This window comes from Mesorhizobium helmanticense, from assembly GCF_003034915.1.
In the GTDB taxonomy this organism is placed as follows: Bacteria; Pseudomonadota; Alphaproteobacteria; order Rhizobiales; family Rhizobiaceae; genus Mesorhizobium; species Mesorhizobium helmanticense.
Map to the genome: position 1 here is coordinate 1 of NZ_PZJX01000078.1, position 23,347 is coordinate 23,347.

Sequence of the window (23,347 nt, forward strand, 5' to 3'; positions counted from 1 at the left end):
GTTTTCTGGATAGACGCCGCGGCACAGCGCAGAGACAGCGTCCCTCGCCTGCTCAAGCTGAACACGTGCTTCATCGCCGGCCGCATGCGCGCTCGACGGGTTGGCGCTGTTGTGCAGAGCACGAACAACAGCAGCGACGACCTTTGGCGTAGGCGCCGCGTTCGCGTTCGCATCTAAATTGATGCGTGGAGGAGGCGCGCTCAAAAAACCATTCGCATCCAGGCGCTCCCGAAGCTCTTGTGAGCGCATATTTCCTCGATTGTCTGCGACCGCCGCCGCCGGTTCGGCAGAGGTTACGATGCTCTTTTTCGATGCTAGTTGTCCCACGCTCGACTCACTTCTCGACAGGATGCCCCCGCGAACAATCTTCCGGTCGGGTGTGACGTCTTGGAACAGGTTTTGAACTTGGCCGTATTCGACGCAAGAAGCTCAACTCGTCGAGGTCCGTCGAATCAGCCCGACAACGTCTTCGCAGCACGATGAAGCAGAACTGGGCAAAGTGCAATCCATGGGTGACTTTTTGAAATAATTCTTGAAGACGCCTTCAATCCGACTTCACGCCAGATCAGTCTATGAAGCGTTACTGCCTTTGTAGGGCAGAGCAAGCCGGTGGGCTTTGGCACATTCTAGGCGAGCAATCGCCGAAATTGAGTTCGGCCGGTTCAGAGAGCCTCCGTCACCAACCGCCCCACAGTTCCTCAGGCTCTCCTAATTCTCAGTTCGATGCGATGCTCGACTAGCGGAACGGCGACACCGATCCACCGATGATCTGCTTAAACCCGTTCAGTACGAATTGGCGTATACTCGGCAGGTCAGCGGTATCCGGTTGCTAGGGGCGCCGCGCCGGCGAAGCCACATCTATGGCCAGCCAAGTATAAGCCTCTTCGACAATTTACCGAAATACGAACTCATAGCTTTCGGCGTGCCAAAGGGATGGGTCAACTCACAACGTTCAGGCGTTTTCCTTGATGTATGCCACGGCAATAGCGGTGTAGTCGCCGAATGTCATCTCGGCTCTTGCAAGTCCTTGTTGCCCTAAGATCGCGGGTAAGGCTTCTTGGAACATAGCGAACTCGTCGGCGATCTTCATTCCACCCGGTACAGTGGTCGACCTTGATTGAGTGCGCAACCAAGTTGCCACTTCACGCACCGCGATCGAAACGTCGCCATTGTGCGAGTGAATATCCTGGCCGGCGAGGTCGGAAACAAACCGCTGAAATCGATATTGCTCACGGTCAAGGATTAGGGTCTTTTTCTTTTTTTGATCGCCGTCGCCAAAGCGTCTGGCACCGAGGAAAAGGCCGAGTTCGAGCGGCATATTGAAACGAGGCAGAGGAGGATTGCCGCTGGTTTCAGTTCGCGAAATATCATGGATACCGTAGCGGCATTCCTCCACGATTTGCTGAATCTTCGAGAAGCGGTTCTCTCCCGCATCGTCAGATTCGGTCGCGCACCGCGCACGGAATCCTGACCGGATCACAGTAAAAACTATCGCATGGAATAGGGGTTCAAATTCGGCGTCGAAGGCACAGTTGATGAACACATTGCGCGGATGCGCAGCCATCAATGATTCTTGCTGCTCGATAAGCGGCCGTCGCTCCCCTTCACGTCCTTAATCGTGCCGCGTATCTCACTTTGTGTGAAATGCGTCGGCTTGGTGGCAGGCTTCAGGATCACAACCCCGTCACTGGTCCGTCCAACCGAATTGGCGCCCTTCGTAGTGACAAACTGGCCTGATGACGCCGAGCGCCGAGCGGTAGTTGCATGTTTCGCCATGGTCCAGATATGGCGCAAGCAGCGCGCGGGCGCAAGGTCTCGTGGTAACGTCTGACCCAAGAAGTGGCCTAGCACGTGTGGTGCCGGTCGCACGCCGGCGTGCCAGACGATCTTTCCGCACACACAGGGGCTATCAGAGGATGCCCCACGCCCGGTAGCGTCCCCTGCCCGTGATCTCGCGCAGGCCGAGTCCGGCGACGAGTGTCGCTTTTACTTCCCGATTTCAAACGACCGAACGTCATATGCCGGTTAGGTTTGGGCGCTATGGCGGGCGCAATTTTCCGCTAACGATTTCACTGACCGCTCGATTTGCCGCACCGATTGCAAAGACTGTCGTCGAATACGCGAGATGATAGCCGCATTGCCGCCGCGCAGCTCGAGTTCGGTGTCGTAGCCATTAGGCAAGTGTTCGATGAAGTCATGCGCGCCAACGGCTTGTGCCGCGCGGACCACCTCTTCCCAGCTGGCGTCGGTCTTGGGGCAGCGCATGTTCCACCGGCTAACGGCGATGTCACGTTAACTAGTTTCCGTCCATAAACGCCAACACATTGATATTATTACGTGAATCGGCACTTTGTGCAGGCAAGGCCCAGCGGTTTCAGATATACTTTGGTTTCATGCCACTGATTCCAAGCCACAATCTGAAACCGCCGGAGCCGACAATGCGCCAAGAACGCACCGTCCAAACCAGTATATTCGATGTTTTCGCTACACACGAGATCGGTCACGAGTTGAAGGCGATGTCGCAATGGCTGGATGAGCATCGCGACCTGCTTGGCTTGGTGGCGCGCGATTTGGTGCGGGTCGGTGTCAAGGCCACCGGGCGGCAGGGCCTGCCGGCCGAAGCAGTGTTGCGCTGCGCGATCCTCAAGCAGTACCGGCAACTGAGCTACCAAGAGCTAGCTTTCCATCTTGAGGACTCTGCCTCATTCCGGGCCTTCGCCCGACTACCTTGGTCGTGGAGCCCGCAGAAGTCGGTGCTGCAAAGGACCATCAGTGCGATCCGGCCCGAGACCTGGGAACAGATCAATCGGATGCTGCTGTCGAGCGCTCGGCAGGCGAAGCTCGAAGACGGTGCAGTCGTGCGGCTGGACAGCACTGTGACCTCGGCACTCATGCACGAGCCGAGCGACAGCAGTCTGCTGTGGGATGCCGTGCGGGTCATGGTGCGGCTTTTGAAGCGGGCCGATACCTTGGTCGGCGGCGCCGGCTCATGGCGTGATCATTGCCGCGCAGCCAAGAAGCGCGCCCGCAAGATCCAGTTCACGCGCGGCCGGCCCAATCGGGTCCAACTCTACCGGGAGCTGATCGTAATCACCCACGCGACCTTGGCCTATCTGAAGCAGGCGAGCGAGCGATTGGCCGTCGCGAGCACACCGTCCATCGCGCTGTGGCAGATCCAGGTCCATCACTATCGGCCGCTGGTCGAACGCATCATCAGACAGAGCGAGCGGCGGGTGTTGGCCGGCGAGCCCGTGCCAGCCGGCGAGAAGCTAGTCAGCCTGTTCGAGGAGCATGCCGATATCATCGTCAAAGGCAGCCGCGATACCGAGTACGGCCACAAACTCAACCTGACCACCGGCCGGAGCGGTATGATCCTCGATCTGGTGATCGAAGCAGGCAACCCGGCCGACAGCGACCGCTTGCTGCCGATGCTGGCACGCCACATCGACCTCTATGGTCAAGCGCCGCGGCAGGCGGCGGCCGATGGCGGCTTTGCCACGCGCAACAACCTGGCCACGGCGAAGGCGTGGGACGTCTCCGACATGGCCTTCCACAAGAAGGCCGGCCTCAGGATCGAGGACATGGTCAGAAGCAAGTGGGTCTATCGCAAGCTGCGCAACTTCCGCGCCGGCATCGAAGCCGGCATATCATGCCTCAAGCGGGCCTACGGCTTGGCGCGTTGCACCTGGCGCGGCCTTGACCACTTCAGGACTTACGTCTGGTCCTCGGCCGTGGCCTACAATCTCGTCCTCTTCACCCGCCTCAAGTCAACCTGACAACCGAGCAGGCATCGCAATTGCGTCGCGCCGGCCATTGCCGGCCCTCGTGGCGTGCGCTTGATGTGCCGACGGCACCTTTTTGTCGACAGTGAGCGCCTTTGACCCTACTCATGCCGTCAAACCCCTTCCAGCCCGGATCAACCTCTTGTAAACGCTCTGAAATACGTACGTTTATGGACGGAAACTAACTAGCGGTCAACTTTTTGGAGGATAGAGCGACGGTATGAACGCTTCGCCCATCGGATAGAACCCGCTGGATAGCCTCGATTGAGCACACCTCGTCGCCCACTACGAGAACGGTTGCGAGCGGGTTCGTCATCGCATGGTGCTCCTACGGTCCGTCGTGGTCGGCGTTCGCGCGGTGGACAGCGAGCGTGACCGGCGTACGGGACTTGGGCGTCTTGTGGATAAAATTGTAGCGCGCCACGTGATAGCTCGGGTCGAAGCCGTAGAAATTGCGCCGCATCCGCCGCAGTTCCTCTTCCCGATAGGCGGCAAGCGGTTTCTCGGCCTCGTCGCGAGCGCGGCGCGCCCGTTTGGCAGCAATCCGCCGGGCAAGATCGGGAGAGGCCGCGAGTTCGGCGGCAGCGCGGAGCAGTTCCCAGTCGGCGGATTCTACATTTCCCGGCAGGCGCCGGGTGGCGAGCCCCAGTTCAAGCGCCTCGTCGACCCCCATCGGCAGCCTTGCCTGGGTCACGCGGCGGGCTCGGTCCTCGCCGACCCGAGCCGGCAGCAGATAGGTCCAGTATTCCGAGCCGTAGAGATTGCCCATGTCCTTGTAGTGCGGATTGAGGATGACGCCCTCGCGCATCCAGACTTCGTCGGCGGCAAGCGACAGGAAGACGCCGCCAGCCCCGGCATTGCCGAGCACCGCGGCAATAACCAGTCGGTCATCGGTCTCGATGATCTCGCGCACCAAGTCGTTCATCGCGTTTATATTGCGCCAGGATTCGTCGGCGGCGCTGTCGGCGCCCTCGATGATGCCGAGATGGATGCCGTTCGACCAGCGATCCGCGTCGCCCCGCAGCACAAGAACCGGAAGCGAGCGTGCCTTGGCCCTCGTGATCGCCTTGCGCAAGGTATCACAATCTTCCGACGACATCGCGCCGTTGTGGAAGCGGAATTCGAGAAGTCCGACGCCGTTCTCCTCCCGGTAACGGCAGGGTTCGGGTCCTTCGATGATGGGCAGATCGCTTGCTTCGGCACCGAGCAGCCGGAGCGCCGGCAGTTTCAGCGAGCGGGAATCCGGTCGCCGGAGATGGCCGATCCACAGCGCCCCCTCACGGAAGGCCATGGCGAGAGCGTGCCGCGAACGGCCAATGAGCGCGCCGGCAGGCCCCGGAACTCCTTCCGCACGCTCGGCGTTAAACACCAGGAAAGTCTGTCCGGCGATCGTCATCGTAGCGCCGGGATCTCCGTCCGACGCCCGGATGATGCGTAGCGCTTCCTCGGCCGAGTGTCGGGTCGGGTCGAGGATACGGTCGCACCTCCGGCAGGCGGGTCGCTCGCACCCCCTGCCCCAGTTCGCCGGCAGCGCCGCCCCTTCCCTGCGCTCCATGCGGCCGATCGCTTCGAAGACGCAGGCTACGGCAGCCTGGGTCACTTCATGTCGGTAGAGGCTCGACTTCCGAGCGGGGCGCATCGGAAATTCCGCCCAAGCCCAGACGGGGCCCGCATCCATCTCCTCCCGAGCCTCGATCAGTGTGACGCCCCAGGTCGCTTCGCCGTCGAGGATCGCCCAGTCGAGGGCGCTTGGGCCGCGATCGCCACGGATGCCCGGATGGACGATCAGGCAGAGCGTTCCGCGCCAGACATCGGCCGGGATTGGCCGCTTGAGGAAGGGCGCGATCACGAGGTCCGGCGAAAAGAGAACGACCGCCTCGCGAGTGAAGTCGTCATGGATGTCGAGCTCGACCGTCACTTCGTGACCAGCCCGTCTCAGGTCGACATGCAGGCGCTGGGAGAGCGAGTTGAAATTGTGGCAGAGAAGCAGGATGCGCATCACCCTCTCTTAGCAGATCCGGGGCAGTTGTTCGCCCGACAGCCAGTCGACAATCCGGCCGCCGCCAAACGAGGTCGTCATCTGGACAAAGCAGTTGTCGTCGGCCACGACGTGGCCGACCAGCGCCGCTTCACTGCCAAGCGGATGCGCGCGCATCGTCGCGAGCACGGCGTTAGCGCCCTCCGGCGCCACGACTGCTACCAGTTTCCCTTCATTGGCGACATTGAGCGGATCGAGGCCGAGGAATTCGCAGGCTGCAGCCACTTCCGGTTTGAGCGGGATCTTGTCTTCGTCGATGCGGAAGCCGACCCGCGACTGGCTGGCGACCTCGTTCAGCGTCGCGGCGATGCCGCCGCGCGTCGGATCGCGCATTAGCCGGATATGCGCCCCGCCAGCCGCGACCATGTCTGCTACCAGCCCGTGCAAGGCCGCGCTATCGGAGGCGATGTCGGTGTCGAATTCCAAGTTCTCGTGTTTCGACATCACGGCGACGCCATGGTCTCCGATCGAGCCGGAAATGATCACCGCATCACCGGGCTGGGCGGCGTCCGACCGGAGATCGAGCTCGTCCGGAACCATGCCGACGCCAGCGGTCGAGATGAAGACACCGTCGGCCTTGCCGCGCTCGACGACCTTAGTGTCGCCGGTGATGATCGGCACGCCGGCCTCGCGCGAGGCGGCGCCCATGCTCTGGGCGATGCGATCGAGATCGGCGAACGGAAAACCCTCCTCGATGATGAAGCTTGCCGACAGATAGAGCGGCACCGCGCCCGCCATGGCGATGTCGTTGATCGTGCCGTGCACGGCGAGGGTGCCGATATTGCCGCCGGGGAAGAAAAGCGGCGAAACGACGTAGCCGTCCGTGGTCATCACCATCCGCCCGCCAGGCACCGAAAAGGCCGACTGGTCGTTGCCGGCCCTCAGCCAGTCATTGTCGAAAGCCTTGTGGAAAATGCCCTCGATCAACTGGCCCATGGCGCGCCCGCCGGCCCCGTGCGAAAGGTCGACACGGCCGTTCGCGACATCGAGCTTGCGCCTGTAGGCCTTGATCATCATGTTCATGCGACCGCCCTCCCCACATTTACCTGCCGCGCCTTCTCGCGGAAGCGGCCATAGGTCCAGTGCGCGGCGCAGGCGCCCTCCGACGACACCATGCAGGAGCCCATCGGTGTATCGGGCGTGCAGACCGTGCCGAACAGCTTGCAGTCGGCCGGCCTCTTGACGCCGCGCAGGATCGCGCCGCATTCGCAGGCCGGGTTGTCCTTCGCGGCGGGCGTCACCATCGAAAAGCGCTTCTCGGCGTCGTAGGCCACATATTGCGGCCGGAGCCGCAGCGCGCCATAGGGCACTTCGCCGAGACCGCGCCATTCGAAGCTCTCGCGCAGCTCGAAGAAATTCGCCACCTCGGCCTGGGCCTTTTCGTTGCCGAGCGCGGTCACCGCGCGGATATACTGGTTCTCGACCTCGTGCCTGCCGTCATTGACCTGGCACACCAGCATCAGGATCGCCTGGATGACGTCGAGCGGCTCGAAGCCCGCCACCACCACCGGCTTCTGGAATTCCCCAGCGAAGAATTCGTAAGGTTCGGTGCCGATGACGGTCGAGACGTGGGCAGGACCGACGAAACCGTCGATCTTGATCGTGCCGAGCTTGCGAACGTCAGGGCTTTCCAGGATGTTCTGGATCGCCGCCGGCGTCAGCACGTGATTGCAGAAGATCGAGAAATTGCCGAGCCTCTTGGCTATCGCCGCCTTGAGCGCGAGCGCGGTCGGTGGCGTCGTGGTCTCGAAGCCGATGGCAAAGAACACCACTTCGCGTTCGAGCTCGGCCTCGGCGATCCTGAGCGCATCGAGCGTCGAATAAACCATGCGGATATCGGCGCCGGCCGCCTTGGCCTTCAAGAGGCTCGATCCGTTCGAGCCCGGCACGCGCATCAGGTCGCCATAGGTGCAGAGCGTGATCTCCGGCCGCATGGCGAGCGCGATCGCCGCATCGATACGGCCGATCGGCAGCACGCAGACGGGACAGCCCGGTCCGTGGATCGTCCGCACATTGGCCGGCAGCAGATCCTCGAGACCATAGCGGGAAATAGCATGCGTATGGCCGCCGCAGAACTCCATGAAGTGATAGGAACGCCCCGGATCGGCGAGAGCGGCGATCTGCCGGGCGATATCCTTGGCGAGCCTGCCGTCGCGATATTCGTCGATATATTTCATGCCGCATCTCCCATGGCAGCAGCTTCGCGGATGAGGGCGAGCGTCCTTTCCGCCTCCTCCGGGTCGATCTTCGCGAGCGCATAGCCGACATGAAGGACGAGATAGTCGCCCGGCCGGACATCGTCGATCAGCGCGGTCGAAACGATCTTCGATACGCCGTCGAGCGTGACCTTCGCCATGTTGTCGGGCAGTACTTGCTTGACCTGGACCGGTATCGCTAGGCACATGTCCGGCTCTCCTCCGCTGATGCATTCTCGTTCATGATGACCTGCCGCGCATGGGCGGCCTGGCCGAGCGCGATGCCGCCGTCATTGGCCGGCGCGAGACGTGGCAAATAAGCTCTGAGACCGCGGTCCCGAAGCGCTTGCGCAAGTCCGGCCGCAAGGACCCGATTCATCAAGCATCCGCCGCCGAGCGCGACCTCCGGGATGCCCAGGAGTGCCGCTTCCCTCGCGGCCCATTCCGCAAGTCCCGCGATCAGCGTACCGTGAAAGAGATCGGCCGCGTCAGCGCCGCTCAGTCCTTCCCGCGCAAGATGCAGGATGAGCGGCCGGAAATCGAGCACCCCGTCCCGAATTGCATAGCCGTCGAAGAGACAGCGCGGCGCCCGGACGAGGGCCTCGAGCTCCATCGCCGCCTGCCCTTCGTAGCTCTGGACGAGACCAATGGCTGCTATCGCCGCGGCGGCATCGAAGAGCCTGCCGAGGCTGGTCGTCCGGGACGGCTGCATACCGCGTTCGAACATCGCCGTGAGCTGCACAACACCCGGATGACCTGGCCAGAGCTGCGACGCGAAATCAAGGCATCCGGCCTCCTGCAGGGCTGCCACCCCCATGCGCCAAGGCTCACCCGCCGCGCGGTCGCCACCGGGCAGCGGCAGCGATGTAAGCGATCCCGCTCGGCGCCAATGACCACCATGGGCGATTAGCATTTCGCCCCCCCAACTCGTGCCATCGGCGCCGAAACCGTGGCCATCGAGCGCAAGCCCGAGAACCGGGCCGGAAAGCCGATGCTCCGCCACCACGGCCGCGACATGGGCGACATGATGCTGGACTGCCACGACCGGCAGGCCCAGGCTCTCTGCCATCCGCACCGAACGGAAATCCGGATGCAGGTCCGAGGCCGCGAATTCCGGCTTCACGTCCAGGATCGAACAGAGATGGGTGATCGCCTCGCGCTGGAAACGGATCGCCTCGGCATTGTTGAGGCCGCCTATATGTTGCGAGAGAAAGGCCTCGCGCCCACGTGTGATGCAGATAGTGTTCTTGAGGTCGGCGCCGGTGGCGATCACCGCAGGTCCATCCTCGCCGAGATCGACGGGCTCGGGCACGAAGCCGCGGGCGCGACGGATGAACGCGGGAGCGCCATCGATAACCTGCATGACGGAGTCGTCGGCGCGGACGGTGATGTCGCGATCATGGGTGACGATCAGATCCGCAATCGCGGCAAGGCGGCGCTCGGCGTCGGCGTTGTCGGCCACAAGGGGCTCACCACCGGGATTGGCGCTGGTCGCGACCAGCGCTGCAGGTCGGTGCGGCGAATGGCAGGCGAGTTCGTCGAGCAGCACATGATGCAGTGGAGCATGGGCGAGCATCAGCCCAATCCGCGCGAGGCCGGGCGCGATCAGGTTGGAGAGCGCACCGGCATGTGCCTCGACCAACACGATCGGGCTCGCGGGCGAGGCCAGCAAGGCTTCTTCGGCTTCGCTCAGTCGTGCGAACTGCCGCGCCGCCTCGATGCCGGCGATCATGACGGCAAACGGCTTCTGGTCACGAGCCTTGCGCACCCGGAGGAGATCGATCGCTGCATCGTTGCGGGCGTCGCAGAGCAGGTGGAAACCGCCGATGCCCTTGAGCGCGACGATGGCGCCGCCTTCGAGCCGCGCCGCAATCTCCGCGATCGAATGGCTGAGACTCGGGCCGCAATCGGGGCAGGCGACCGGCTCGGCATGGAAGCGCCGGTTCTCCGGATCGATATAGTCCGAGGCACAGGCACGGCACATCGGAAACGATGCCATCGAGGTCTGCGTCCGGTCATAGGGCAGCGCGCGAGTGATGGTGAAGCGCGGGCCGCAATGGGTGCAGTTGACGAAGGGATAACCGAAGAAGCGGCTCGCGGGATCGGTCAGTTCACACCGGCATTCGGCGCAGGTCGCGGCATCCGCACCGATCCGGGTCGCGCTCTTGCCGCCAAGGCTCTCGAATATCTCGAACCGCTCGCCACCGGCTGGCGAGAGTTCGAGCACGTGGATCGAGTCGATGCGGGCGAGCGGCGGCGCCTGGGTCCGGATCGCGTCGGAAAAGCGGCCCGTATCCGGACCCTCGATCTCTATCAGCACGCCCGCACTGTCGTTCAGCACGAAGCCAGAAAGCCGCATAGTCCGCGCGAGCCTGTAGGCGAAGGGCCGGAACCCGACGCCCTGTACGGCGCCGCGCACCCGAAGCCTGAGCCGCCGGATCGGGTTTTCGATCGGTCGTGCGAGCGCCCTCGCCATGGTTCATGCCACCTTCGGTCACGCGGCCCGGTGGGCGGCGGATGCCTCGAGCCAGGCATAGAAGGCTTCGATGCCCTCTCCCGTGCGGGCGGAGACCGTCAGCGTCTGGAGGCGCGGATTGACGCGCAGGGCGTTGGCGATGCAGAGGCCGACATTGAAATCGAGATGCGGCAGCAGGTCGGCCTTGTTGAGGATCATCAGTTCGGCGGCGGCGAACATGTTGGGATATTTGAGCGGCTTGTCCTCCCCTTCGGTGACTGACAGCACCACAACCTTGTGGGCCTCGCCGAGATCGAAGGCGGCGGGACAGACGAGGTTGCCGACATTCTCTATGAAGAGCGCAGAGCCTGGTTCGAGCGCGAGATCCTCAGCCGCGTGGCCCACCATGTGGGCGTCGAGGTGGCAGCCCTTGCCAGTGTTGATCTGGATGGCGCGGGCGCCGGTCTCGCGGATCCGGGCCGCGTCGTTCGAGGTCTGCTGGTCACCTTCGATAACCGAGATCGTGAGGCGGTCCTTTAGGTCATTGATCGTGCGGACCAGCAGGCTGGTCTTGCCCGAGCCGGGGCTGGAGACGAAGTTCAGCGCAAAGATGCCCTGGCGCTCAAAATATCGCCGGTTCTCTTCCGCATAGGCGTCGTTCTTGGAGAGGATGTCTCTCTCCACCTGGATGATCCGCTCCTGGCTCATGCCTGGCACATTGACGCCGGCGATCCCCTTGCCATAATGGTCGCTGCAGTCTGCGGCATGGTGATGATCAGGCCCGCCATCGCCATGGCGGTGGTGGTCGTGGTCGCGATGATGGTCATGGCTGTGACGGTGCCTGCCCTCCTCGTGCTTGTGACCCTCGATGGAAGAAGTCCCGCAACCGCATACCGTGCACATCAGCTCACCTCCATATCCCTGATCTTCAATTCGTCGCCTGCCGTCATCTGGACCCGATGCCGTCCGCAGTCCGGGCAGGCGCCGAACCGCTCCTCCAAGGCGACCGTCTTGCCGCAGTCGAGACACCAGCCCTCGCCGGCAATGCGGTTGATCTCGAGCGTCGCCTCGTCCGCAATCGTGCCGTGTCGCACGGCCTCATAACAGAACATCAGTGCGGCCGGCTCGACGTGGCTCAGCACGCCGACGTCGAGCCGGACCGACTTGACGCGTGTCGCGCCGTTCTGCCGCGCCGTGTCGCAGACGATCTCGATCACACTCTCCATCAGCGACATTTCATGCATGTGCGGCCTCGCGAACATTAACCTCAAAGGCCACGCAGGGATCGAACAGGACCGCGAGCCGCGACACCGACCTCACGGCGGCCTCATCGGTCCCGACGGGTGACGACAGCAGTGTCTCGACGAAGGGGCCGGCGGGATGAAAATTCCATTCGGTCGGGGCGAGGATGCGATAGGACGAAAGCCTGCCGTCGCCGCCGATCTCGGCCTGATGATAGAGCCGGCCGCGCGCGCATTCCACAGCACCGTAGCCACCGGCGCCCGGCGTGGTCCCGCCGCAGGCGAGTGATGCACCGTCGTGCTTGCCGGTTGCTGCGAGAGCCGTCAGTTGTTTGAGGCAGAGGCGCACGTCGTTGATGCGGGCTAACAGTCGTTGAACCAGATGGGAAGCCTCCACGTCATCGGCGGCGAGCCGGGCATAAGCGCCCGTCTCCGCGACGCGACCTTGGAGATGCGGCAGGCTTGCATAGCCGGGCTCAGCGCAAAGCCGGGCGATGACTTCCGGATCGTCATCAATGGTCAGTGGATCGGGCCGCCGGACATTGAAGACCCGATCGTCGCCTATATCCTGCAACATCGCGGCGCAGGCTGATTCCGGCAAAGGTGTGTCGCCCTGGCTCGGGATGCCGAGCTCGCTGGCCGCCGCAGACAGCCGCGCAGCGGCGACCGCCAAATGCGCCCTGTCGATTTGCCCGGCCTTGGCCGCGGCGATGATTGCTTGCGAAGCGGCCAGCGCTTCGCGGAGATGTCTACCGGCGGTTGCGCCGAGCGATGCCGGCAAGGGGCACGGCCAATGGAAAATGAGCGCCCGCAAGGTTTCGAAAATCCGCTCGGCGAGCAATCCGGCGCCGGAGCCGATCCGTTCGTCCACCTTCATCGCCATATCCGCTGCATTCAGGACAGCGAGCCGCGCCGCTACGGATTGCGCAAAACCGCAGAGCGAAAAGACTTGACCGGCAAGAGGGGACGCCTCTTCGGGCCTGCGGCCGACGAACATGCGCGTCAGCCCCTGCGGGCGGTTCGCCTTCACCGCGACGGAACAGGCAAGCGCGCGCGACACGGTTACGTCGATCCTTATCGTGCCTGCCCCGAGAAGGAATGTCATTCCGACGCCTCCTCGCGCCTGCGGAAATGCCCGCCCAACAGGTCACGCCGGTTGACCGCCGCGGGCGGGGCGGGCGGCGGTTCGAGCGTGGCAGGTTCAAAGAAGGCCCGGGCCGCTTCGTCCGCTGTTTCGAGGGCAGCCTCCATCGTCGCGAACTCGAAGACCGGCGAAAACAGTGAGCAGGAATCGACACGGTCAATCGCATCGAGTTCACCAGCAATGAACCCGACCTCACCCGCCGGCAGGCCGACACGGAGGGTCGTACCGGGGGCAGCTGGGGCGGAGGAAGGGCCCTGCGGCAGATCCGCTGCCACGAGATTCATGAACCATGGTGTAGTCACGATGCCGAACGCGCGACCGCCGTAAGTCCGAAAACCGGTCGAGGCAATGCCAAGCGCGGGATTACAGATCGGCACATCGGCCATGGCGGTGGCGTAAATGTGCCGGTAGCGGGCCTCGAGCCGCCGGCCGAGCGCCTGCGCGGGATCGATCTCGGCCCTCTCTGCGACGTCAGCGTCCATCACATAGCCTCATGAACTTCGATTGCAGCGCATCGCAATTTGGGCAGCGCCAGTCTTCCGGCAGGTCTGCAAACGACGTCCCCGGAGCAATCTGCCAGACCGGGTCACCCTCAGCGGGATCATAGACATCCCAGCAGATACCGCATTCCATCTGGTCGTCGTCGGACACGGTCTCGCGCTTGCCGAAATTCTCGAAGGCGCTCATTTGAAATAGGCCTCCTCGATCTCACGCAGCCTCGCCTCGGAGTCGCGGAAATCATCCTCGGCGGCGATCGCGACCGAGGGAATGTCACAGATCTCCAACGTATCGAGGATGATCGTGTCCATGGCGTTGTAGAACTGAACCGACCAGACATTGCGCGCGCCGGTCACCACGATGCGGCAGGTGCCATAGCCGCGCGAGGTGAGTTGCACCGGCCCGGCACCCAGCGTTTCCTGCAGGAAGGCCATGTCTTCCGGGCTCATCGGGAAGAGCGAGAAGGTGATGGTATGGCCCGGATCACCGTCGCTGTAACGGGCGATGCGATCACCGATCTCGGTCAGCACGGGCATGACGTTCATGGCGCCGGTCGGCGCCGGCCCGTGGCTGATCGACTCCGGCAGCGCCGAGCACGCCTGTTTGACAGCGGCGGGAATGCTCGCGACCTCGACATAATCGGCAATGAGCCGGCCCTCACCGTCGGTGAAACGGACGCGCCAGACGCCAGCCATCACCGCCTCCTGCATCTGGGCCATGATGCCGTTCGCCAATGCCGCGACGCCGGCGACCTCGCCCTCGCCGAGAGTCTGGGCGATCAGTTCCTTGTCGTCGTCGGGGAAATCGGTGATGTCGAATAGCCGGCCCGGCCGGTCGGCCTTCTGAACGGCGAGCGCGTCAGCGAGTTCCGACAGGAGCATCGCCGTCCGCCGACATCGGCGGATCATTTCCTCGGCACTGCTGGTGGCGAGGAAATTGAGCTTGCGGGCGCGCAGCGGCGGCTCGGCGCCGACCGGCATCACCGTCATCGCCGCATCCTCGCCCTCGGGGACGACCCAGAATCCGGCCTTCATCGCACGATCTCCTTGCCGGCATGGGTGATCTCGACCTTCGGTCCACCCGAGGGCACCATGACCGGCGCGTCGGGCGCGAGCCAGGCACTGACCTTCTCGACATATTCGGACCAGTCGCGGATCTTACCCAGCACGCCGACCGGTTGGTCTCGACGAGCCACGGCGAGGCTCGGCATCACGACGACGTTAAAGCGGGCCTTTAGCTTGTCTGCGGCCGTGCGGAGAACCACGGCGCCGCGCAAGCGGCCTTCGAAGGCCTGGAGGATATGCGGGAGGACGACGGCGACGTCATCGGCTTCCGGCCGCTGCGACGGATCGCCGGTGAAGAACAGCACGGCATTGTCGGGTTCACCCGCCGCCGGAGCGAGGAAGGCATCGATGTTCGTCTCGTCGATGAGGGGCAGGCGCGCCCGCTCGCTCAAAGCGCGGACCAGGACAGATGGCATAGTCTCCTCCACAAATCACGATGCAAAACATTCAAAGGAAATGATAAGCAAGCGGCGTGCCAGACTTGGGAAAGTTAGTTTCGTTGATCCGGAAGACAAATTTCCGCCTTCACAAAGTGTCGCGGGCATCTAGGGCGTAGTGACGATTTAAGGTTTGGGGATTCCCCTTTGGGTGCAAATCAGATTGAACTAAACCGCTGCCGCGGTAGCTGATGCGCGGGTCTGGCCTGAGGAGGCCGCTGTCTGAGAAGATTTGGTGTCGAGCCAACCTTCCAGATAGGAGAACCCCAGATGGCCCAGATAAGCCCTCTGCGTCAGCGGATGATTGAAGATCTGACGATCCGCAATTTGTCACCGGAGACCCAGCGATCCTACGTGCAACACGTGGCGAAGTTCAGTCGATTTTTGGACGATCACCCGATCAACTGGGATACGAAGAGGTGCGCGCCTATTAGGCCCACCTGGTGGGCCGAAGGGTCTCGTGGGGCGCGTTGAACCAGACCGTTTGCGCCTTGCGTTTCTTCTACGGCAGTGATGCTGGGTCGATCTGATCTGCCTGAGCGCCCGGACGCCGCGCAAGTTGCCGGTCGTGCGGAGCGCCGATGAGGTGGTCGGCTTTCTGCAGGCCGTGAAGGGGACGAGGAACCGGGTCGCTCTGATGACCACCTATGCGGTGGGCTTACGCGCCACGGAGGCGGCGCGTCTGCAGGTGCCGGACATCGATACCAGCCGGATGGTCATTCGCATCGAGCAGGGCAAGGGCGGCAAGGACCGCTATGTGATGCTGTCGCCGCAGCTGCTGGAGATTTTGCGCGTCTATTGGCGGTTGACCAAGCCGGGGCGATGGCTGCTCCCGGTGCGATGGCCGCGACCCGATCCACCCACAGACCTTGGGGATCGCCGTTCGAGCAGCCTGCGAGTTCCTGGGCGTTGAGAAGCGGGTGACGGTGCACACCCTTCGCCACAGCTTCGCCACCCACCTTTTGGAAGTCGGCACGGACATAAGGATCATTCAGGTGCTGCTGGGCCATCGCAGCCTGGCGACGACGACACTATACGCCCAGGTCTCAACGGCTGTGATCGGCCGGACCGCCAGTCCTTTTGACCAACTCCACATGGAGATCACGCCGCCCGGCTGAGCCCGCGCGCCATGCGCCCGGATCTGGAAGTGGCGGATGTATTCTATCGAGCGCTTTTTCAGCAAACTCAAGCAGTTCCGCCGTGTCGCAACCCGCTACGACAAGCTGCTGGCAAACTTCATGGGCTTCGTTAAGCTCGCAGCTATCGCTAGCTGGCTCAACAGTTAACTCGTCACTTCGGCCTAGATGGAAAGTCCTTCCACCTTGGAAATTTTCTTCTCACTCGCTACGCAGATGCGGCGGCAGTTCCGGCTCGCGCGAGGTGAGATCGGCAAAGAGGGCGTCGAAAGCCCTCCCCTCGACAGCTTCAGCAAGACCTGCGAGTGCGTTGTCGATGGCGCGGGCCTCGTCGGCGTCCAGCACCCGGATGGCGGAGCCGAGATGGGTGAGTAGGTAGGTTCCCGGCGGTTGTGGGCCGACCAGCATGAGGGAGATCGAGGATATCCGGCCATGTCGCTCGCAGTGCACGACGAATTCATTGCCGGCGACGACCCGCATGGGAATGCCGATGCACATGATGCTCCTCCTCCGTCGTCCAGATCTTATGAAATCGGAAGCCGCGGTGCGCAGGGTGCCCACACGACTCCCGACCGGCCTCGGCCCTGGGAGAAGTTCAGCCGGCCAGCCGGACTGCACCGGCAAGGGCAATGGCCACGCCGGCGGTCCGCGCGGCAACCCGCTGGGCGTTGCCGAACCTCAACAAGGCCAGCCCGAAACCGGTGAGATGCAGGATGACCGTGGCAGCCATGAAGCCCGCCACATAGCCGCCCGCATGCGCCATCACCGGAAGTTCGGTGCCATGGGCGTGGCCATGGAAGAGCGCGCATGTTCCAACCACCGTCGCCGCGACCGACGTTGAAACCTTCACTTCGAAAGCAACCAGCAGACCGAGCAGCGTGACGGTCAGCGCGATCCCGGTTTCCACCATTGGAAAAGCGAGGCCGTAAATACCCAGGCCGCCGCCCACCGCCATGACCGTTACGAAGGCCAAGGGAACGATCCATCGGGCTTTACCGCCCAGCGTCAAGGCCCAGAAGCCGACCGCGACCATCGCCAGGGTGTGATCGAGACCACTGAACGGATGGCTGAAGCCGGCAAGCGCGCCGTCGGTGTGAAGGCCGACATGCGCGTGGGCGATGTCCGGTAGCACCATCGCGACGAGCGTCGCCGCAACCCCACGGAAATTCATGCTATCCTCCTCAATAGCGCAATGCGGCCGATTCGGCTCGGCGCTCGTAACGTTCGAAATCGATGTCGTTTTCAAGTAGTGGCGGAACTGCGGCCCCTTCCGGTCGCGCAGTGACGACGACGCCCCAGTCCCGCAGTATTCCTACTGCCGTTTCGATTGCGCGCGGTATGACTGCCCTGACAGGCGTCGTCAGCGGGCCGCCCCAGTCCTCGAGATCCAGCGGCTGGCAGCCAATGAGAACCAGCCGATCGGGATAGTGCCCCATGAGGTCAGCGGCGCTCAGCACCTCCTGGAAGCCGGTCTGATGCAGGCTCATCTTCTTGGCGCCAGTAAATTTCGGCACCTCGTCGTCTTCCACGATCTTCATCATGCCCGGCTCGAGGCCGTAGTCGATGGCGTCGAACACGATCAAACGATCGTGTTCGTTGACGAACGGCACGAGATAGAGTCCCTGCGTGCCGCCATCGAGGACGGTGACGTTGTCAGGCACCCGATACGCCTTGTGGAAGGTTTCCACCGCGCGCACACCGAAGCCTTCATCGGACCAGAGGATATTGCCTATGCCAAGCACGAGAATCCGCGGGGAAGGTGAAGAGGCCAAGGGATTTGGGGCGACCATCTAGTCCTCCCTGTCCTTGAAGAGCCGTTCGCCGGAAATCATCGACGAGATGATGCTCTGTCGGCTCATAATGTCCTCGCGGATCGCCACATAAATGTGAACCATGACGAAGACGAGGATTACCCACATGCCGAGATGGTGGAATGTGTGGATGTCCTGGCTGTTGGGCCAGATCGAGAACACCCAGCCGAAGAGCGCATATTCCCAGCCGTCGCGGCCGGCACCCTCGCTATAGAGCGCAAAGCCGGTGATCACCATGAAGAAGAGCGGCACGGTGAACATCAGGAACATGGTGAACTGGGAAAGAGGGTTGTGGCCGACATATTTCGGCTGCCGGGCCAAGAACGTGTACCACCGCAACTCATGCAGCCATTCCTTCCAGAAGCGGCCGCTCCAGAAGGGCACATAGAAGATCTGGCGGGCATGGATATTGCCGACAAAGGCCCAGTAGATCCTGAGGATAAGGAACACGGCAAGGACCTGCCCCGCCGCGAAGTGGATGAAGCGGATATACCCCATTAGGAAATTGGCGATGGCCTCGCCCGGCACGGAAGGCAGCGGCGAGCCGATGAAATAGCCGGTTAGCGCGAGCGTCAGGATCGAGACGGCGTTGACCCAGTGCCAGATGCGCACTGGGGCCTCGTAAACATAGATGCTCCGGCGCTCGACGGCCTTTTCACCATGGGCGTCGGCGGCTGCGAGAGTTTCATGGATAGTCATGACTTATCCTCGTCACCGGACCTGGACCTTGGCCATTTCCTGACCGTCCGGGCTCATGACATGTGTCGAGCATGCTAGGCACGGATCGAAGGAATGGATGGTCCTGAGGATTTCGAGAGGTTGGGTGGGGTCTGACATCGGCGTATCCATCAACGAAGCCTCGAAGGCGCCAATATTTCCTGCCGGATCGCGAGGGCTGCCGTTCCATGTGGTGGGCACGACGCACTGGTAGTTGTCGATCTTGCCGTCCTTGATTTTGATCCAGTGCGCGAGCGCGCCGCGCGGGGCCTCGGTAAAGCCGACACCCTTGACCTCCTTGGGCCAGGTTTCCGGCTTCCACTTTTCGACATGGGCCGTAGAGAAGTCGCCGGCCCTAATATTGGCAATCAGCTTGTTCCGGAAATAGCGCATCTGGTGGCCGGCCCAGCTCGATTCGAGCGCACGGGCTGCCGTGCGGCCGAGTGTCGAGAAGAGGGCTGAAACCGGAAGGCCGAGATCCTTGAGCACCTTTTCGACCGGGTCCTTGAACTCCGCCTTGTTCTGAGCGTAGCCGACGACCCAGCGGGCGAGCGGCCCGACCTCCATGGCATGGCCGCGCCAGCGCGGCGCCTTGATCCAGGAATATTTAGCGGCCTCGTCGAGCTGCTCGATATTGGTCTTCGTCCCCTTGGCGTTGGGGCCGAGTTCGTAGTGTGGCTCGGTAACCCCGTCCCAGGGATGCAGGCCCTTTGTCTCGTCGGGATATTTGTACCAGGAATGGGTAACGAATTCCTGGATCTGCTCGGGATCCTCATGGTCGACCGGCAGCACTTCGGCGAGATTGCCATTGATGATCGCGCCGCGCGGCAGCTTCAGGCTTGCCTCGGAGTAGTCGTTGACGTGCTCGGGTACGTCGCCATAGGCTAGCACGTTCTTGCCCGACAGACCGCCTCCATAGAGCCAGTCCTTGTAGAAGGAGCCGATGGCCATGATGTCGGGAACGTATACCTTGTCATTGAACTCGATAATCTGGTCGATGATCGAGGTGACCATGTTAAGCCGCTCCATGTTGATCGCGCCGACCGCACCAGTACCGTCGATATTGATCGGACAGGGTACCCCGCCAACCAGCCAGTTTGGATGCGGGTTCTTGCCGCCGAAGATCGTGTGGATCTTGACGATCTCCTTCTGGAAGTCGAGCGCCTCCAGATAATGCGCCACCGCCATGAGATTGGCCTCCGGCGGCAGCTTGTAGGATGCATTGCCCCAATAGCCGTTCTTGAAAGGTCCGAGCTGGCCTGACTCGACGAATTTCCTGAGCCGGGTCTGGATGTCTTTGAAATAGCCTGGAGAGGAAAGCGGCCAGTCGGACACGGACTGCGCGAGCGCCGAGGTCGCCTTCGGATCGGCCGAGATCGCAGAGATCACGTCCACCCAGTCGAGCGCATGAAGATGGTAGAAGTGCACGACATGGTCATGAACCTGCAGCGCCAGCTGCATCAGGTTGCGGATCGAATTGGCATTGTCCGGGATGGTGATGCCGAGCGCATTCTCGACCGCGCGTACAGAGGTCAGCGCATGCGTGCCGGTGCAGACGCCGCAGATGCGCTCCGTGAAGGCCCATGCGTCTCGGGGGTCGCGGTTCTTTAGGATAACTTCGATGCCGCGCCACATGGTGCCGGTCGACACCGCATTCCGGATAATGTTGTTCTCGTCGACGTTGACCTCCACCCGCATATGTCCCTCGATGCGGGTGACGGGATCGACGACGATGCGCTTGCCCGAATTGTCCAGTGTGAAGCCGTTGGGTGTTTGAATTGTCACGATGCTGTTCCTCCCCGAGAGTGATCATGATGCGTCGCCTTTTTCGCGCTTGGTGGTCACGCGCTTGAAGGCGGTCACCGCGGCATGGGCGGCGATTGCGCCACCCACGATGCCGGCGGCGGTCATGCCGACCTTGTCGGCGTTGGCCTCGACGCCGAACTGGTGGAGGTTCGTCAGCCGGTCATAGAAGCTGCCGTTGTCCCAGAAGCCGTCTTCCGAGCAGCCGATGCAGCCGTGGCCTGACTGGATCGGGAAGGAAACACCACCGTTCCAGCGCACGGTAGAGCAGGCATTGTAGGTGGTCGGGCCCTTGCAGCCCGTCTTGTAGAGACAGGAGCCCTTGCGTGCGCCCTCATCGTCCCACTCCTCGACAAACTGGCCGGCATCGAAATGCGGTCGGCGGTAGCACTTGTCGTGGATGCGCTGCGAATAGAACATCTTGGGCCGGCCCTGCCGGTCGAGTTCCGGCAGCTTGCCGAAGGTCGTGATGAAGGTGACGACCCCGGTCATCACCTCCGCGATCGGGGGACAGCCTGGTACCTTAATGATCGGCTTGTCGAGGATGACCTTGTCGATCGGTGTCGCCTGGGTCGGGTTCGGCTTGGCCGCCTGGACGCAGCCCCAAGAGGCGCAGGCGCCCCAGGCGATAATCGCCATGGCATCCTCGGCCATCCACTTCAGCTTCTCAACGAAGGGTTTGCCGCCGTCGATGCAGAACATGCCGTCCTCGTTGAGCGGCGGATTGCCCTCGACGGTGAGGATGTACTTGCCCTTGTACTTCTCCTTCGTCTCTTTGAGAATCGCCTCCGCTTGATGGCCGGCGGCCGCCATGATCGTATCGTCGTAGTCGAGCGAGATCATCGAGAGCACGACGTCTTTGACGAGCGGATGGGCCGAGCGGATGAAGCTTTCCGAACAGCAGCTGCATTCGAGCCCATGCATCCAGATGACGGGAATGCGTTCCTTGGTCTCGAGTGCTTCAGCCATCGCTGTCGCGGCACCCGGGCCGAAACCGAGGCTAGCGGCCGTCAGGCTGCAGAACTTGGTGAAACTGCGCCGGGTGATCCCCTGGCGACGAATGACGTCATATAAGGTTTCGGCAGCTGCCATGCTGCTACTCCAGCAATTTCATTCCCCATCGCATCGCCCGGATGGACGCCGGGCTCTGTCAGAAATGCTTGCAGCAAGAAGCAGACCGATTTACATCATTTCGACCATTTTCTTGCTACAGATTTGAAATGTATGGTTTTAAAACGGCCGCTCGATGTGCGGTCGGTATGGCGAAAGGGGGCCGGAAGTCGGCTTTCACCCCCGAAAACTGTCTTACCGCCCGCCGCGCGGCGCCAACTGCATCTCAATGCGCGGTGCCAGTCCATACAGGGATCGAAGGAGCAGATCACATGCTGCAGCACCGCGGACTTCCGCCGCCTTCAGTCGCCGGCTTGCCGAGGTCCGCCGCCGCGAGTGCTGCGGTTGCCGCCGGTTCGCCAACGGGTTCTGGTGCATGTCTGGACACCCGGCGGTCCTACAGGTTCTGCGCGACCACTACTTCGACGAGCTCAGTCTTCTCGCCTCTATGTCTCCGCCCAAGCTTAATTCGGTCGAACAGTCGTGGCACGTGACGCGTATGCCCGGTGGTGGGGAGGGGCACCGCCGCGAGGCGGCTCCTATCCGATCAATGTCGGATTTCCGACGATGTCGGATTTCCAACAGGATGGCAAATCCGCTAACTCATTGCGTGACGCTGTCACGTTGTCTGCGTATGAACGCGCTGAAGCGGTGTGCGCTGCTGTCAGCAGAGCGCAGTCACGGCCTTCCACTCCGCCATTGCGTTCAGACGGTGAAGATGGATCTGAAACGCGGAGTGTCTTGAGCGAGGTGGAACGAAGAGGTTGCGCAGGGGCGGAGAAGATCGAGACGCAGCGCTGAAGGGTTTCCGGTGATCGGAGGCCCTGGATCGGTCGCTCCCATTTTCTCAACGGCACATGGGAATTCTCAGCGCGGTTGTGCGATCAGTGCTCGACTTCCGGCATCACCTGCCGCCTTGCCGCCCATAGGAGCGCAACTTGTCGGCGGCCTTGTTTCTTCAACAAGCGCGTCAACAATCGCTTGGCCGCCTTGATGTTGCGGCGGTTCTGGACAATCTCGTTGAGGACATAGCCGTCCTATCGACAGCGCGCCATAGCCAGTGCTTCTTGCCGGCGATGGAGATTACGACTGGTTCTGTCGCAAACGGAATGGCAACCCGGTCGACGTTCAGGCCGCGTTCGGCCATCATCCCTTCTAGATCGCGCGGGCTGAGATTGTAGGCAGATACCAGCGCACGCACAGCAAGATCACTGATCAGTCGAAATGACGGCGAGGCGCGAAAGCGTCCCGTTGTAACCAAAAGCACGATTTGCGACAGAACCGTTCAGAACACTTGGATCGTCTAGGCGTGCACTTTTAAGGAGCGAGCGGTCCGAGGGACGAAATCATAGAGCCTTGAGGGATTGGATCAGACGATCCCCCACGCCCGAAACCTTCCCCTCCCCGTCATCTCGCGCAGGCCGAGTTCGCCGATAAGATTGAGCGCGCCCTGCTTCGAGACTTTTAGCGCCTCTTGGATCATGCCGGTCGAGACGATCGGCCGCGAGAGCACGAATTCGACCAGGTCGGCCAGTTTCGAGCTGGTGCGCCGTTGTTTGAGCCGCCGTTCCATCTGGCTTTTCGCCATCACCAACCGATCGTGTTCCTTCAGACCAGCCAGCGCCGCCTCATGGATTCCATCGAGGGAGGCCAGCAGCCGATCGCCGCGATTGCGCGCTAGCCGCCGCTCCCGCGGAATGTTTTTGGCGCCGAGATGTCAGGCTGACGAGATGGTTGCCGGCAAGACCCTCCTGCCGGAGCAGCGCGGCCACCAGAAGTGGCCCCAGCCATGCACCATGCTGCAGCACTTCGATGTCGGACCAGGCCTCGAGTGATCGCCGCGCGCAACACCACAGGCAGCTCGCGCGTTTGAGCAAGCACGTCCTGCCATTCGGCCAGGGCGCGCGTCCTCGTCC

The 23,347-nt window shown here is 62.4% G+C and carries 26 protein-coding genes and 5 pseudogenes; 5 read left to right on the plus strand and 26 right to left on the minus strand.

The features are described from left to right. The 4 genes and pseudogenes from C9427_RS34555 to C9427_RS32520 all read right to left on the minus strand — a co-directional run. Positions 1 to 327: pseudogene (locus C9427_RS34555) on the minus strand (hypothetical protein); the annotation flags it as partial. A 625-nt stretch (positions 328 to 952) separates the two neighbouring features. Further along, positions 953 to 1,564, minus strand: a complete 612-nt coding sequence (locus tag C9427_RS32510) for a hypothetical protein (RefSeq protein WP_107653061.1) — start codon at positions 1,562 to 1,564, stop codon at positions 953 to 955. Between the two features lie 345 nt (positions 1,565 to 1,909). Beyond that, a pseudogene (locus C9427_RS35495) lies at positions 1,910 to 1,975 on the minus strand (helix-turn-helix domain-containing protein); the annotation flags it as partial. A 50-nt stretch (positions 1,976 to 2,025) separates the two neighbouring features. Beyond that, positions 2,026 to 2,265: an ABC transporter ATP-binding protein/permease gene (locus tag C9427_RS32520; RefSeq protein WP_107653062.1), complete on the minus strand. Its 240-nt coding sequence runs from the start codon at positions 2,263 to 2,265 to the stop codon at positions 2,026 to 2,028. 173 nt (positions 2,266 to 2,438) lie between these two features. Here C9427_RS32520 and C9427_RS32525 point away from each other — a divergent pair, with 173 nt between their 5' ends. Next, positions 2,439 to 3,776: an ISNCY family transposase gene (locus tag C9427_RS32525; protein ID WP_107653063.1), complete on the plus strand. Its 1,338-nt coding sequence runs from the start codon at positions 2,439 to 2,441 to the stop codon at positions 3,774 to 3,776. A 334-nt stretch (positions 3,777 to 4,110) separates the two neighbouring features. Here C9427_RS32525 and C9427_RS32530 read toward each other — a convergent pair whose 3' ends face one another. The 12 genes from C9427_RS32530 to C9427_RS32585 all read right to left on the minus strand — a co-directional run bounded on the left by C9427_RS32530 (position 4,111) and on the right by C9427_RS32585 (position 14,833). Further along, positions 4,111 to 5,781, minus strand: coding sequence for an enoyl-CoA hydratase-related protein (locus C9427_RS32530; protein WP_107653064.1), 1,671 nt, complete (start codon positions 5,779 to 5,781; stop codon positions 4,111 to 4,113). 9 nt (positions 5,782 to 5,790) lie between these two features. After that, entirely contained in the window at positions 5,791 to 6,843 is a 1,053-nt protein-coding gene (gene hypE, locus C9427_RS32535) for a hydrogenase expression/formation protein HypE (RefSeq protein ID WP_167434575.1), read from the minus strand. Beyond that, entirely contained in the window at positions 6,840 to 7,997 is a 1,158-nt protein-coding gene (hypD, locus tag C9427_RS32540) for a hydrogenase formation protein HypD (protein WP_107653065.1), read from the minus strand. Before hypD ends, hypE begins: the two co-directional genes overlap by 4 nt. After that, complete coding sequence (locus tag C9427_RS32545; protein ID WP_107653066.1) at positions 7,994 to 8,224, minus strand: HypC/HybG/HupF family hydrogenase formation chaperone; 231 nt, start codon at positions 8,222 to 8,224, stop codon at positions 7,994 to 7,996. Before C9427_RS32545 ends, hypD begins: the two co-directional genes overlap by 4 nt. Next, positions 8,215 to 10,491: a carbamoyltransferase HypF gene (gene hypF, locus C9427_RS32550; RefSeq protein ID WP_107653067.1), complete on the minus strand. Its 2,277-nt coding sequence runs from the start codon at positions 10,489 to 10,491 to the stop codon at positions 8,215 to 8,217. The genes C9427_RS32545 and hypF overlap by 10 nt, the downstream gene beginning before the upstream one ends. Before the next feature lie 18 nt (positions 10,492 to 10,509). Next, a complete protein-coding gene (gene hypB / locus C9427_RS32555; protein WP_107653068.1) occupies positions 10,510 to 11,373 on the minus strand; it encodes a hydrogenase nickel incorporation protein HypB in 864 nt (287 codons plus the stop codon). Further along, a complete protein-coding gene (gene hypA / locus C9427_RS32560) occupies positions 11,373 to 11,714 on the minus strand; it encodes a hydrogenase maturation nickel metallochaperone HypA (protein ID WP_107653069.1) in 342 nt (113 codons plus the stop codon). Before hypA ends, hypB begins: the two co-directional genes overlap by 1 nt. After that, on the minus strand, positions 11,707 to 12,708 hold the full coding sequence (locus C9427_RS32565; protein WP_245437266.1) for a nickel-dependent hydrogenase large subunit: 1,002 nt from the start codon (positions 12,706 to 12,708) through the stop codon (positions 11,707 to 11,709). Before C9427_RS32565 ends, hypA begins: the two co-directional genes overlap by 8 nt. Before the next feature lie 104 nt (positions 12,709 to 12,812). Continuing rightward, positions 12,813 to 13,337, minus strand: coding sequence for a [NiFe]-hydrogenase assembly chaperone HybE (gene hybE / locus C9427_RS32570; RefSeq protein WP_107653071.1), 525 nt, complete (start codon positions 13,335 to 13,337; stop codon positions 12,813 to 12,815). Further along, positions 13,327 to 13,542 carry a rubredoxin gene (locus C9427_RS32575; protein ID WP_107653072.1) on the minus strand — a complete coding sequence of 72 codons (216 nt, stop codon included), beginning with the start codon at positions 13,540 to 13,542 and terminating at the stop codon, positions 13,327 to 13,329. The genes hybE and C9427_RS32575 overlap by 11 nt, the downstream gene beginning before the upstream one ends. After that, positions 13,539 to 14,387, minus strand: coding sequence for a hydrogenase expression/formation protein (locus C9427_RS32580; RefSeq protein ID WP_107653073.1), 849 nt, complete (start codon positions 14,385 to 14,387; stop codon positions 13,539 to 13,541). The genes C9427_RS32575 and C9427_RS32580 overlap by 4 nt, the downstream gene beginning before the upstream one ends. Further along, positions 14,384 to 14,833 carry a thioredoxin domain-containing protein gene (locus C9427_RS32585; RefSeq protein ID WP_107653074.1) on the minus strand — a complete coding sequence of 150 codons (450 nt, stop codon included), beginning with the start codon at positions 14,831 to 14,833 and terminating at the stop codon, positions 14,384 to 14,386. The genes C9427_RS32580 and C9427_RS32585 overlap by 4 nt, the downstream gene beginning before the upstream one ends. Positions 14,834 to 15,154: 321 nt before the next feature. On the opposite strand from C9427_RS32585, the gene C9427_RS35500 reads away from it, so the two are divergent. From C9427_RS35500 to C9427_RS32595, 4 genes and pseudogenes are all read left to right on the plus strand, one after another. Beyond that, positions 15,155 to 15,328 carry a hypothetical protein gene (locus C9427_RS35500; RefSeq protein ID WP_245437267.1) on the plus strand — a complete coding sequence of 58 codons (174 nt, stop codon included), beginning with the start codon at positions 15,155 to 15,157 and terminating at the stop codon, positions 15,326 to 15,328. Between the two features lie 163 nt (positions 15,329 to 15,491). Further along, on the plus strand, positions 15,492 to 15,767 hold the full coding sequence (locus tag C9427_RS35505; protein ID WP_425351703.1) for a tyrosine-type recombinase/integrase: 276 nt from the start codon (positions 15,492 to 15,494) through the stop codon (positions 15,765 to 15,767). Further along, complete coding sequence (locus tag C9427_RS35510; protein WP_425351704.1) at positions 15,724 to 15,972, plus strand: tyrosine-type recombinase/integrase; 249 nt, start codon at positions 15,724 to 15,726, stop codon at positions 15,970 to 15,972. Before C9427_RS35505 ends, C9427_RS35510 begins: the two co-directional genes overlap by 44 nt. A gap of 45 nt (positions 15,973 to 16,017) precedes the next feature. Then, positions 16,018 to 16,140 (plus strand): annotated as a pseudogene (locus C9427_RS32595) (IS5/IS1182 family transposase); the annotation flags it as partial. 51 nt (positions 16,141 to 16,191) lie between these two features. Here C9427_RS32595 and C9427_RS32600 read toward each other — a convergent pair. From C9427_RS32600 to C9427_RS35520, 10 genes and pseudogenes are all read right to left on the minus strand, one after another. Continuing rightward, positions 16,192 to 16,488, minus strand: a complete 297-nt coding sequence (locus C9427_RS32600; RefSeq protein ID WP_107653075.1) for a HypC/HybG/HupF family hydrogenase formation chaperone — start codon at positions 16,486 to 16,488, stop codon at positions 16,192 to 16,194. Positions 16,489 to 16,585: 97 nt separating this feature from the next. Continuing rightward, a complete protein-coding gene (gene hupE / locus C9427_RS32605) occupies positions 16,586 to 17,161 on the minus strand; it encodes a nickel permease HupE (RefSeq protein WP_107653076.1) in 576 nt (191 codons plus the stop codon). Between the two features lie 10 nt (positions 17,162 to 17,171). Further along, the gene (locus C9427_RS32610; RefSeq protein ID WP_107653077.1) at positions 17,172 to 17,780 is read right to left on the minus strand and encodes a HyaD/HybD family hydrogenase maturation endopeptidase; all 609 of its coding nucleotides are present in this window, start codon (positions 17,778 to 17,780) and stop codon (positions 17,172 to 17,174) included. After that, positions 17,781 to 18,500: a Ni/Fe-hydrogenase, b-type cytochrome subunit gene (cybH, locus tag C9427_RS32615; protein ID WP_107653078.1), complete on the minus strand. Its 720-nt coding sequence runs from the start codon at positions 18,498 to 18,500 to the stop codon at positions 17,781 to 17,783. A gap of 12 nt (positions 18,501 to 18,512) precedes the next feature. Then, a complete protein-coding gene (locus C9427_RS32620) occupies positions 18,513 to 20,303 on the minus strand; it encodes a nickel-dependent hydrogenase large subunit (RefSeq protein ID WP_107653079.1) in 1,791 nt (596 codons plus the stop codon). 24 nt (positions 20,304 to 20,327) lie between these two features. Continuing rightward, a complete protein-coding gene (locus C9427_RS32625) occupies positions 20,328 to 21,413 on the minus strand; it encodes a hydrogenase small subunit (protein ID WP_107653080.1) in 1,086 nt (361 codons plus the stop codon). 682 nt (positions 21,414 to 22,095) lie between these two features. Continuing rightward, a pseudogene (locus C9427_RS35100) lies at positions 22,096 to 22,527 on the minus strand (DDE-type integrase/transposase/recombinase); the annotation flags it as partial. A 273-nt stretch (positions 22,528 to 22,800) separates the two neighbouring features. Beyond that, entirely contained in the window at positions 22,801 to 23,019 is a 219-nt protein-coding gene (locus tag C9427_RS35105) for a helix-turn-helix domain-containing protein (RefSeq protein ID WP_245437268.1), read from the minus strand. 9 nt (positions 23,020 to 23,028) lie between these two features. Then, a pseudogene (locus C9427_RS35515) lies at positions 23,029 to 23,088 on the minus strand (hypothetical protein); the annotation flags it as partial. Beyond that, positions 23,060 to 23,239, minus strand: a complete 180-nt coding sequence (locus tag C9427_RS35520) for a DUF1612 domain-containing protein (RefSeq protein ID WP_425351705.1) — start codon at positions 23,237 to 23,239, stop codon at positions 23,060 to 23,062. The gene C9427_RS35520 and the pseudogene C9427_RS35515, both read right to left, overlap by 29 nt. Between the last annotated feature and the right edge of the window lie 108 nt (positions 23,240 to 23,347).